Genomic DNA, 11,560 nt, shown 5'->3' with positions numbered 1-11,560 from the left:
TGAAAGTATGCAAGTCAATAAGGAAGAGCTGATGTCGATCTACAACAGCTTCTCCCTTAATGAGGAAGACAAGGATTTTTATCAGCAGTTTCCTGTTCTTGAACTGAAGGCAGCAGTGCTTACTGCTGACTGGTGCGGTGATGCTTTGCTATGTGTTCCGGTCATTCAGAGAATTGCAGAATATGCTGGTATCGAGCTGCGCTTTTTAATCCGTGATGAAAATCTTGTGCTTATGGATCGATATTTAACGAACGGTACAGCGCGCGCCATTCCGAAATTCATTTTCATGGATCAGAAGGGAAATGAGAAAGCGGTATGGGGGCCTCGTTCTCCAGAGGTACAGTCTCTGATCATGCACGAACGAAGCACTTTGCCTGCAAAGGAAGATCCATCTTTTGAAGAAAAACAAAAAGAGATGTACAAGAATTTCAAAGCTCGGATGACAACAGACCAAGCTCTATGGGAATCCGTCAATAAAAGCATAAAAGAGGAACTGAAAAATCTTTTGTAAGAACAGCTTAAAGGAGCAGCTCAAAAATGGAGCTGCTCCTTTGTCGTGCAGGCAAACTATTTTGTCATAAATTTGGCACCCACTATAATAGAGAAATAAGACGCAGAGAACTGAAGGAATTGAGGCGTAAAAATGGAAAAACAAACTGAACAATCTATCGGCATCTGGTACGCTGCTCTTTCGTACTTGATGTGGGGCTTTCTTCCGCTTTATTGGAAGCCTCTCCAATCTGTTGAATCTGGAGATGTACTTGCCCATCGGATCCTCTGGTCTTTTGTATTTATGATACTGGTCATCCTTTTTATGAAGAAGACATCATCTTTCTTCAGCAATTTACAAAGCCTATTCTTACAAAAGAAAAACTTTTTTGCGGTTTTGGCTTCATCTCTTTTAATCAGTGCCAACTGGCTGATGTATATTTGGGCCGTGAATAATAATCATGTCGTTGAGGCTAGTCTGGGCTATTACATCAACCCGCTTGTCAGCGTGTTATTGGGGATTATTGTTCTGAAGGAAAAGTTAAATTACTGGCAGATCGTTTCATTCGGGGTCGCACTCATCGGGGTGGGTCTGCTAACATTCCAATACGGAAAATTCCCATGGATTGCCGTATCCCTTGCATTGAGCTTTGGTCTGTATGGCCTCACCAAAAAAATGGGCAGCTATGATTCTATCCTTGGGCTGACTTATGAAACCATGTTTGTGGCACCTCTTGCCCTCATCTATATCGTTTTTGCCCAGCAGAAGGGTACAGAGGCCTTTGCGGCACAAAACAGCACAGTGACTTTGCTGCTGATGGGAGCGGGAATAGTAACTGCCATTCCTTTATTATGTTTTGCACAGGGCGCTAAACGGATTTCTTTATCCATGATCGGATTTCTGCAATACATCGCACCGACCATCATGCTCATCCTTGGGGTCTTCCTCTATCATGAGGATTTTTCAAATACTCGTCTTTTTTCTTTTATTTTAATTTGGATGGCTCTGGTTATCTTCTCAATTTCCAAAACAAGGTGGATGGCTCGCTTACAGCCTAAAAATAAGCATAAAACATACGGTACTTGAGCATTTTTCGCCGTAATTCTCTACTTTTCTCCAATTTTCTTGAAAGTTAACTTTTGACCTACGCCCATACTGTGCTAAAATAACCATGAAAACGTTTAATAAAGAAGTTCAAATCTGCTTTCGCTTTATTGCAAAAGATTGAATTTACTGTGATTTGTAAAAGAATCGTTTTATTGTTGAGTATTCAGGGGATGTATTTCAATGATGATAGATTTGCTTTTGCTTTAAAAACAGGAACTTTGAGAACTTCTTGTCGTTCTCCTAATTAGTTGTTAAAAATTGATATTAAATCGCAGCAGGGGGTATCAACCAATGAGCACAAACCGTCCAAGCCAGGATTCACCATGGCAGGGATTTTACGGACCGAACCTTGGTTATGTCATTGAATTGTTCGAACAGTATTCAGCTGATCCCAATTCAGTTGACGAGGAACTAAGAAAACAGTTTGAAGAGTGGGGTCCGCCACCATCTTCTGATGAAGCAAATCAAGATGCAGGCACCAGCCTGTCTCAGCAAGCTCCATCCGGAGTTTCAGTCAGCAAGATTGTTGCCGCATCGAAGCTAGCCGAAAACATCCGTACCTACGGACATTTGGCAGCAGAAATTCATCCCCTTGAAGAAGTGTCAAAAGAAATTAAGTTGCTGAATCCATCCCATTATGGACTGAGCGAGGCGGACTTGAAAACGATTCCAGCCTCTTTAATTTGGACTGAGGCGCCAAGAGATGTTCAAAATGGATTGGAAGCGATTAAACGCCTAAAAGACATTTATACGAAATCAATGGCTTATGAGTTCAGCCATGTGCATGTTGAAGAAGAACATAACTGGCTAAATAACATGGTAGAATCTGGCTTCATCTATCCTGAGATGACTGATGAAGAAAAGATTGCATTATTACAGCGCCTGACTGAAGTGGAAGGCTTTGAAAAATTCCTTCATCGTACATTTGTCGGTCAGAAACGTTTCTCCATTGAAGGTCTTGACATTCTAGTTCCAATGCTCGATGAGATGATCCATCAGAGCGTTAAAGGAGGAACAAGCAACGTCATGATCGGAATGGCACACCGTGGACGCCTGAATGTACTCGCTCATACTTTAGGGAAACCTTACGAGAAAATTTTCGCTGAATTTCATCATTCGCCAAACAAGGAGCTGATTCCTTCTGAAGGTTCGAGAGGAATTAGTTTCGGCTGGACAGGTGACGTTAAATATCATCTTGGAGCAGACCGTTCCATTGAAGAAAACACAGCCAAAGCAACATTAACGCTGGCTAATAACCCATCCCACCTTGAGTTTGTTAATCCGGTAGTCGTCGGATACACTCGTGCAGCTCAAGAAGTGCGCACAGAACCTGGATATCCTAAACAGGATGTGAATAAATCATTCGCCATTTCAATCCATGGGGATGCGGCTTTCCCGGGTGAGGGAATTGTTGCTGAGACACTTAACCTCAGCCGATTGAAAGGTTATCAAACAGGTGGATCTGTTCATATTATCGCGAATAATATGATTGGATTTACGACTGAAAGTTCTGATTCACGTTCAACCAGATATTCAAGTGACCTTGCTAAAGGTTTTGAAATTCCTATTGTCCATGTTAACGCAGATGATCCGATTGCTTGTATCGCTGCGATCACACTCGCATATCAATACCGTATGCGTTTCCAAAAAGACTTCTTGATCGACTTGATCGGGTACCGCCGTTTTGGACATAACGAAATGGACGATCCTGCAGTAACGCAGCCTGCAACCTACGAAAAGGTAAACAGCCATCCTACTGTTCGTGCGCTGTTTGCCAAACAGCTTGAATCTGAAGGAGTAATCAAAGAAGGCCAAGGCGATACAATGGATAACGACGTTCAGCAGAAACTTCAGGCTGAATATGAAAAAGTAAAAGGCATTTCTAAAGACGGAGAAGTGAAGGATATAGAAGTCCCTGAAACGATTGTCAAGGGATTCCCTGCTCTAGATACATCTGTTGCGATAGATGAACTAAAAGAAATCAATCAGGCTCTTCTAGAAAGACCTGAAGGCTTTACTGTCTACCCTAAACTCGAGCGGATTTTGGCGAGAAGAGCCAATGCCCTTGATGAAGGAAGCAAAGTTGACTGGGCACTTGCTGAAACACTTGCATTTGCAACCATCTTAAGTGACGGTACGCCGATCCGTATTACCGGACAAGATGTTGAGCGTGGAACATTTGCTCAAAGACATTTGGTTCTGCATGACAGCCAAAGCGGAAAACTATTTTCACCGCTTCATCAGATTCCGCAGGCAAAAGCAGCATTCGGCATCCATAACAGCCCGCTCTCTGAAGCATCTGTCGTCGGTTTTGAATATGGATACAATGTTTTCGCACCTGAAACTCTTGTTCTTTGGGAAGCACAATATGGAGACTTTGCAAATGCAGCACAAGTCATCTTCGACCAATTTATTTCTGCCGGACGAGCAAAATGGGGTCAGAAATCAGGTCTGGTTATGCTTCTTCCACACGGATATGAAGGTCAAGGCCCTGAACATTCAAGCGGCCGAATCGAAAGGTTCCTTCAACTCGCTGCGGAAAATAACTGGACAGTGGCTAACTTATCAAGCGCTGCACAGTACTTCCATATCCTAAGACGCCAGGCCGCAATTCTGGATAAGGAAGAAGTTCGCCCGCTCGTCATCATGACGCCTAAGAGCCTCCTAAGAAATCCAAGAACATCTTCAGCAGGAAGCCTGCTTGGAGAAGGTCAATTCAAACCGGTTCTTGAGCAAGAGGGGCTTGGAAAAAATGGGGAACAAGTAAAGCGCGTCGTTCTTTGCACAGGTAAAGTTGCTATTGATTTAGCGGCTGAAGCTGAAGGTAAAGCTGAGGAATTGAATCACCTTCATATCCTTCGGGTGGAACAGCTGTATCCTTTCCCTAAAAACGAGGTTAAAGAGATTCTTGAGCGCTATCCTCATTTAGAGGAGGTCGCATGGGTTCAAGAAGAGCCGAAAAATATGGGATCATGGGCATATATCGAATCCAAGCTGCGTGCTGCCGCTCCAGAAAGCGCAAGCGTAAAATATATTGGACGTCCAGACCGATCCAGTCCGTCAGGCGGAGACCCTGATATTCATAAAAAAGAACAAGAGCGTATTGTATCTGTCGCTCTAAGAGCAGACCAAACCAAAACGATAACTTCAGAGGGAGGCAATGAACGTGATTGAAATTAAAGTACCAGAACTAGCAGAATCCATCTCCGAGGGCACGATCGCCCAATGGCTAAAAAATGTGGGTGACAACGTTAAAAAAGGCGATAACATTGTCGAACTTGAAACGGATAAAGTCAACATTGAAATCAGCGCGGACTATGATGGCATTATTCAAGAAGTTCTTCGTGAAGAAGGCGATACGGTAGAAGTTGGTGATGTTATCGCTGTACTTAAAGAAACAGGGGATGCATCAAGTGAAGCCCCAGCTGCTTCTGAAAACAAACAAGAAACTGTACAGCCAGTTGCTGAAGCTCCGGCAGCTGCACAAAACAAGCAGCCTGAAGAAGTAAAAGAAACAGAGCAAAGAAAAGAAACAGACCGTCCATTAGCTTCACCTGCAGCACGCAAGCTTGCTCGTGAACTTGGAATCGATCTTTCAAAAGTGGAAGCACGCGATCCTCTTGGACGAGTACGCCCTGAGGATGTAAAAGCAGCTTCTGAAAAACCGGCAAGCCAGCCTGAACAAAAGGCACCAAAAGCTCCGGAGAAAAAAGCATCCAATGCTCCAAAAACGGCTGACGTGTCTGGGAAACCCGTTGAACGCATCAAACTTTCCCGCCGCCGCCAAACGATTGCAAAACGCCTCGTTGAAGTACAGCAAACAGCAGCGATGCTTACAACCTTCAACGAAGTGGACATGACGGCGATCAACGATATCCGCAAACGAAGAAAAGATGCTTTCTTGCAGCAGAATGACGTGAAACTCGGATACATGTCTTTCTTTACAAAAGCAGTTGTAGGTGCTTTAAAACAATTCCCTCTTCTCAATGCTGAGATTCAAGGTGATGAAGTACTTCTTAAGAAGTTCTATGACATCGGAATTGCAGTAGGAGCTGAGGAAGGACTAGTTGTCCCTGTTGTAAGAGATGCTGACAAGCTTAGCTTTGCTGGTATCGAAAAAGAAATCCTCTCTCTTGGTAAAAAAGCGCGAGACAACAAACTTACACTTTCTGAGCTGCAAGGCGGTACGTTCACGATTACGAACGGAGGAATTTTTGGTTCCTTAATGTCTACACCGATCCTAAATGCCCCTCAAGTTGGGATTCTGGGAATGCACGGCATCAAGATGCGTCCTATTGCTATTGATGCAGAAAGAATGGAAAATCGTCCGATGATGTACATTGCACTTTCATATGACCACCGTATCGTTGACGGACGTGAAGCAGTAAGCTTCCTTGCGAAGGTCAAAGAAATGCTGGAGGATCCAGAGTCTTTATTATTACAAGGTTAAATAATTTGAAGCCAGGGGCCGAATCCCTGGCTTTTTTGTGTTAAATATGTTGGCGGCATGTAGGCAAAAGGGATATTTCCCTTTAAAATAAAGAGTAGAAAGACTAATTGAGAAAAGAAAGGGCTGAGAAAATGGGGATGCCATTAGAATTGAATACTATGATTGTTACAAAGAACAAAGAAATCCGTTTGGAGTCGTCCAATTTTTATAAGCTAATTAAAGAAGGCTTTCGGCTATATCCTATCGATATCCCCCTGGAGATTCGAAAAACAAAGGAATCAAAGCCTGTGGCTATCGCTAAAATTTGTGAACTAAAATGGAAAGACGGAGATACAGAAATCACATATGAATTAATCGATCTAAATACTGTAAATTAATTCCACTCATTATTATCGAAATTTGTCGAAACGAAGTACGATAAACAGCATTGTCCAGCGAAATGATATGTGTACAGCTCAATTTAGTTGAAAAAGGGGCGCACGCAGTCATGTTAATGGACGAACTATTAATAGGGATTAAATTTGCACAACCTGAAAGCCATGACCCATCAATGCTGATTCAAGGGATTCAATTCAATTCCCGCAAAATCAGGCCGGGGGATTTATTTGTAGCTATTAACGGGTTTAGCGCTGATGGGCATCGCTATATTAATCAAGCGATTGCCAATGGGGCAGCCGCGGTGGTCGGAGAACAAAATGTATATGGGTTAAACGTCCCTTATTATCAGACCTCCGACTCAAGGAAGGCATTGGCGAGGCTGGCAAGCAACTTTTATGGCCACCCATCTAAAAACCATATAATGATCGGAATAACTGGAACGAACGGAAAGACGACAACAGCTTATTTATTAAAACATATCATTGAACAGTCAGGCATGACATGCTCAATGATCGGCACAGTAAACAACATGATAAATAATCAGGCCATACAGTCCAAAAATACCACTCCAGATCCTCTTGAATTACAGTCACTTCTTGCAGAAAGCCGTGACGAAGTCGTCATTATGGAAGTTTCTTCACACGGAATTGAGCAGCAGCGGGTGGAAGGAATATTATTTGATTATACTCTTTTCACAAATTTGGGAAATGATCATCTTGATTATCACAAAAGCATGGAAGCTTATTTTAATGTGAAAGCTCGACTGTTCAAACGAATGAAGAGCCAAGGAACAGCAATTATTGCTTCACATAATGAATGGGGAAAGAAGCTGCAGAAAAGGTTGTCCGAATCAGGGCATAATGTGCTTACATTCGGCAAACAGAGCGAGGACGCGATGCAGCTCTTGAACGTATGTACTGAGTATTTTCCAACCATTAAAGTCAGACTCGGTGATACAACAGATTTTCTCCAGATTCCTTTGCCTGGTATGCATAATGTATGGAACACTCTAGGGGCGCTGTTAACTGTTCAAAAAATGGGAATTTCTTTAAAGAAAGCTGCCTCCTACCTATCATCGTTTAATGGAGTGCCAGGGCGTTTTGAAACATTCAGCCATCCTGCGGGAGCGACCTTCATTGTTGATTATGCCCATACGGAAGACGCCATTGAATACTGTTACCAGACGGCCGAACGTGAAAATGCCGAACGGATCATTCATATTCTTGGGTTTAGAGGCAAAAGGGATCTTTCCAAGAGAAGAGATATTGTTGCGCTTTGTTCAGATGTCTGCTCACAATTGATTTTAACTTTTGATGATTTAAATGGTGTTCCCTCAGACCGGATGGTGGAAGAACTGCAAGAATTGAACGAAGATTTTGCGGACGGAAGTGCCAAGATCATACCTGACAGAACAAAGGCGATTCAGCACGCCTGGGAAAAAGCAGAAAACGGTGACTGGGTTTTCATTACAGGTAAAGGTCAGGAAACCTACAAACAATCCTTTAAATTGCCAGCTTCCACAGATATACAGACCATTCAATTCTTGAAAACGTCAAAAGATATGGTTACCAGTTAAAACGCCTCTGAACATCAGGGGCGTTTTTTATTTATGTTCAACCGCTCATACTATCGGAATAATTGTTTTTCATATTTTCTTTGGATGTTTTTAATTTCGGAGATCAATTTTCTGCCTGCTATTGGTTCATATTGTTTATAGATAGGATTCAACTTTTCAATCCATTCTATTTTTTCCTTTGATGTCAGTTCGTGGATTTGAATATTTGATTCTTTTTTTATCAGATTCAGCTGCTCTTTATTCATGGATCGATAGTGGTCCTGGTTCCACTTGACCGTTTCATTAATGGAATCTTGTATGATCAGCCTGACCTTTGCAGGAAGGCTGTGCCAATAGTCCTCATTCATTAATATGGCATACCCTAAAAATCCATGGTTGCTGATCGTCATGTAATCTTGAACTCGGTAGTATTTTTTTGAATAGATGTTAGAGATCGTATTTTCTTCCCCACTAACATTACCGGATTCCAAATTTCTATAGGTTTCATTAAAATCCATCGGTTTACTCTGGCCGCCAAGAAGCTCAAACTGTTTTTTCAGTACATTGCTGGACATAATACGGAACTTTTCACCCTTAAAATCATTTGGTTGAATAACCGCATGGCTTTTATTGGTGATTTGCTTTAAACCGTTCACCCAAAAACCAAGGCCTTTTATTTTTTGGCTGTTAAGAGATGCAAGCAATGATTTCCCTATGTCTCCGTTCAGCCCATCATTGATCGCTGTTTCTGTAGGAAAAGCAAACGGCAAATCAAGAACCTGCCATTTTGATGAAACACCTCCCAGTTTTGATGTAGCAGGGGCTATCATTTGTACCCTGCCGTCCTTCAATGCCTCTAATTCCTCTTTATCGGAATACAGACTGCCGTTAGGAAATACCTCCACCTTCACTCTGTGATTGGATTTTTGATCCACCAGATCAGCAAATTTTTGCGCCGCCAATCCTTTAGGTGTGTTCTCTGCAACCACATGGCTGAATTTGATTACAATCTGTTTTCGAATGCCAGATTGTTCATCATCAAAAGCCAGGTCTTGTTCTTCGCTATTAAAATGAAACCCTATATAAAAAGAAAGCAATAAGCCTGTGACGAGAAAAATTAAAATTCCGATGATTTGCTTCATGTTCAGCCTCTTTTGTACTCTTTTTCTATTAAGTCTAGCATAACTTAAAAACCATGTTACAATATTACACAGAATTCACTGGAAGGAATGGCATGGCCATATGAAATTTTTAAGATTACCCATCCGCTGGAAAATCATCATTTTATCGTTCGGAATTGTCCTTTTTTCCCTTTTGATCGGAGGCATTATCATAATAGGTAAAATTGTCGATATGAGGGAAGAGGAACTTGGCAAACGTGCAATGATTACTGCCCGGACAGTGGCTCAGCTTCCTGAAGTACAGAAGAAGATCCAAAAGAAAGATGGAGCTGCGGTCATCAATCCCATTGTGGAAAAAATAAGAGTGATAAATAGTACAGATTACATCGTCGTTTTAAACATGGATCATGTCAGATACTCTCATCCTGTATATAGACTTATTGGAACAAGATCAGAAGGCAAAGATGAAGAACCGGCGTTTGCAGACCATACCTACATATCAAAAGCAAAAGGAGAGCTGGGGGTTGCTGTACGTGCTTTTATGCCTGTTAAAAATGAACAGCTTGAACAAGTTGGTGTCATTATCGTTGGAAACATACTTCCAGGTTATCTTGAAATCCTGCAAAGCTTGAAAGCACAGGCCGCTCTTATAATAATATTAACCCTGTTCTTCGGCCTGCTTGGTTCCTGGATGCTGGCAAGGCACATTAAACAGCAGATGTTTGAGCTAGAGCCGCATGAAATTGTGCGCATGTATGAAGAAAGTACAGCCGCTTTTCATGCTATGCATGAAGGAGTAATTGCTGTAGATGTAAAAGAGAACATCACCATATTCAATGAAAAAGCAAAATCGATATTTCGAGTGGAAGGGAGTCTGATCGGCAAACCGATACGCGAGGTGATCCCGGATACCAGGCTTCCTGAAATTATTGAGTTTGGAAAACCCGTGTACAACCAAGAGATTAATGTGAGCGGCAAAATCATTATGAGCAATCGAATTCCGATAAAAGTCAATCATTCCGTCATCGGAGCTGTAGCGATCTTTCAGGACCGGACAGAGGTTGCAAAAATGGCGGAAGAACTAACGGGGGTAAAGGCATTCGTAGAGGCACTCCGTATTCAAAATCACGAGCATTTGAACAAGCTTCATACGATAGCCGGACTCATCCAGCTGGAAAAGCGTGAACGAGCGCTTCAGTATGTTTTTGATATATCGGAGCAACAGGAGAATCTGACGAGATTCGTTACAAAAAATATTAAAAACGACAGTATTGCAGGTCTTCTCTTAAGCAAAGTGAGCAGGGGAAAAGAATTGAAAATCGACGTCTCGATCGACAGCCAGAGCCATTTGGAAGAACTTCCTTACCTGCTCAATGAACACGATTTTGTAATGATCCTCGGGAATCTCATAGAAAATTCCATTCATGCCTTAAATGACTCAAATACTCCTGAACAACAAATTGATATCAGTATTGGACAAGACAATGAAATTTGTGCTGTCCTGGTCGAAGACAATGGCCCAGGAATCCCTGAACACCTGATGCCTTACATTTTTGACAAAGGAGTCACTACGAAAGGTGAAAAAGGACTGGGACTTGGTTTATTTTTAGTTAAAGAGATTATAGATAAGGGAAAAGGGGACATTAACCTATCTTCCTATCCAAATGGAGGGACGAGTTTTTACATCACGTTCCCAATGAACGGGAGGAGACAGTCATGAAAAGAAAAAAGATTTCTGTTGTTTTAATCGAAGATGATCCGATGGTCCAGGAAGTTAATAAAGCATTTATTGAAAAAGTCAGCGGTTTTGAAGTGACCGGCAGTGCTGCTAACGGAGTGGAGGGTGTAAAAAAAATTCAGGAACTACAGCCGGACCTTGTCATTCTTGATATCTTCATGCCCAAACAAGACGGTCTCGAAACACTTTATCAGATACGGAAAAATAAGGAGAAAGTAGATGTTATTATTATATCTGCAGCCAAGGATAGGGACACGATACAGACGATGCTTCAACAGGGTGCGATGGATTATATCATCAAACCGTTTAAGTTTGCTAGAATTAAGCAAGCTTTGGAAAGATATAAAGACTATTACACACAATTTTGTCCGGACGGTGAAATGTCTCAAAAAGAAGTGGATACTGTATTATCAGGTATACATAATGAACATCAAAATCAAGAACAAAAAGGGATTCCTAAAGGGTTGAATCAACTCACCCTGAAACAGATTATCACCTATCTACAAGAGCAATCGTATGGTAAATCTTCCGAAGAAGTAGCTGAAGGGGTCGGGATTGCCCGTGTGACAGCCAGAAGATATCTTGAGTATTTAGAAAAAAGAGGAGAAATCATACTGGATATGCAGTATGGAGGGGTGGGGAGACCGGTTAATCGATATCTCATGAAGAACTTCTAAGGTTATCTGGCTAACGAAAGACCAAAAAGACCAAAAAGGACAAT

At 41.9% G+C, this 11,560-nt stretch carries 9 protein-coding genes; 8 read left to right on the top strand and 1 reads right to left on the bottom strand.

Going from position 1 to position 11,560, the window contains the following annotated elements; translation table 11 throughout:
* Positions 1–7: 7 nt before the first annotated feature.
* The 6 genes from OKX00_RS11990 to OKX00_RS11965 all read left to right on the top strand — a co-directional run bounded on the left by OKX00_RS11990 (position 8) and on the right by OKX00_RS11965 (position 8,001).
* Positions 8–511, top strand: coding sequence for a thioredoxin family protein (locus tag OKX00_RS11990; protein ID WP_416054337.1), 504 nt, complete (start codon positions 8–10; stop codon positions 509–511).
* Between the two features lie 132 nt (positions 512–643).
* On the top strand, positions 644–1,576 hold the full coding sequence (rarD, locus tag OKX00_RS11985; RefSeq protein WP_256226912.1) for an EamA family transporter RarD: 933 nt from the start codon (positions 644–646) through the stop codon (positions 1,574–1,576).
* A gap of 312 nt (positions 1,577–1,888) precedes the next feature.
* On the top strand, positions 1,889–4,771 hold the full coding sequence (locus OKX00_RS11980) for a 2-oxoglutarate dehydrogenase E1 component (RefSeq protein WP_265407520.1): 2,883 nt from the start codon (positions 1,889–1,891) through the stop codon (positions 4,769–4,771).
* On the top strand, positions 4,764–6,047 hold the full coding sequence (gene odhB / locus OKX00_RS11975; RefSeq protein ID WP_062232162.1) for a 2-oxoglutarate dehydrogenase complex dihydrolipoyllysine-residue succinyltransferase: 1,284 nt from the start codon (positions 4,764–4,766) through the stop codon (positions 6,045–6,047). Before OKX00_RS11980 ends, odhB begins: the two co-directional genes overlap by 8 nt.
* Before the next feature lie 131 nt (positions 6,048–6,178).
* Positions 6,179–6,424 (top strand): DUF2584 domain-containing protein, encoded by a 246-nt coding sequence (locus OKX00_RS11970; protein WP_265407519.1) that lies wholly within the window; start codon positions 6,179–6,181, stop codon positions 6,422–6,424.
* Positions 6,425–6,534: 110 nt separating this feature from the next.
* On the top strand, positions 6,535–8,001 hold the full coding sequence (locus tag OKX00_RS11965; RefSeq protein ID WP_265407518.1) for a UDP-N-acetylmuramoyl-L-alanyl-D-glutamate--2,6-diaminopimelate ligase: 1,467 nt from the start codon (positions 6,535–6,537) through the stop codon (positions 7,999–8,001).
* 50 nt (positions 8,002–8,051) lie between these two features.
* Here the strand turns inward: OKX00_RS11965 and OKX00_RS11960 are convergent, their stop codons facing one another.
* Positions 8,052–9,122, bottom strand: a complete 1,071-nt coding sequence (locus tag OKX00_RS11960; RefSeq protein WP_265407517.1) for a DctP family TRAP transporter solute-binding subunit — start codon at positions 9,120–9,122, stop codon at positions 8,052–8,054.
* Positions 9,123–9,222: 100 nt separating this feature from the next.
* Here OKX00_RS11960 and OKX00_RS11955 point away from each other — a divergent pair, with 100 nt between their 5' ends.
* A complete protein-coding gene (locus tag OKX00_RS11955) occupies positions 9,223–10,821 on the top strand; it encodes an ATP-binding protein (protein ID WP_265407516.1) in 1,599 nt (532 codons plus the stop codon).
* A complete protein-coding gene (locus OKX00_RS11950) occupies positions 10,818–11,516 on the top strand; it encodes a response regulator (RefSeq protein ID WP_062232170.1) in 699 nt (232 codons plus the stop codon). Before OKX00_RS11955 ends, OKX00_RS11950 begins: the two co-directional genes overlap by 4 nt.
* The last annotated feature ends 44 nt before the right edge of the window (positions 11,517–11,560 follow it).

It is taken from the genome of Fictibacillus sp. KU28468, assembly GCF_026153615.1.
Taxonomy (GTDB): Bacteria; Bacillota; Bacilli; order Bacillales; family Fictibacillaceae; genus Fictibacillus_C; species Fictibacillus_C marinisediminis.
The sequence above is the reverse complement of the archived record's forward strand: the minus strand, read 5'-3'. Positions and strand labels throughout refer to the sequence as shown.

What these genes read in the sequence shown, in the direction of transcription:
- OKX00_RS11990 (WP_416054337.1), top strand. Translation starts at nt 8, where the DNA reads ATGCAAGTCAATAAGGAAGAGCTGATGTCGATCTACAACAGCTTCTCC.
- rarD (WP_256226912.1), top strand. Translation starts at nt 644, where the DNA reads ATGGAAAAACAAACTGAACAATCTATCGGCATCTGGTACGCTGCTCTT.
- OKX00_RS11980 (WP_265407520.1), top strand. Translation starts at nt 1,889, where the DNA reads ATGAGCACAAACCGTCCAAGCCAGGATTCACCATGGCAGGGATTTTAC.
- OKX00_RS11970 (WP_265407519.1), top strand. Translation starts at nt 6,179, where the DNA reads ATGGGGATGCCATTAGAATTGAATACTATGATTGTTACAAAGAACAAA.
- OKX00_RS11965 (WP_265407518.1), top strand. Translation starts at nt 6,535, where the DNA reads ATGTTAATGGACGAACTATTAATAGGGATTAAATTTGCACAACCTGAA.
- OKX00_RS11960 (WP_265407517.1), bottom strand. Translation starts at nt 9,122, where the DNA reads ATGAAGCAAATCATCGGAATTTTAATTTTTCTCGTCACAGGCTTATTG.
- OKX00_RS11955 (WP_265407516.1), top strand. Translation starts at nt 9,223, where the DNA reads ATGAAATTTTTAAGATTACCCATCCGCTGGAAAATCATCATTTTATCG.
- OKX00_RS11950 (WP_062232170.1), top strand. Translation starts at nt 10,818, where the DNA reads ATGAAAAGAAAAAAGATTTCTGTTGTTTTAATCGAAGATGATCCGATG.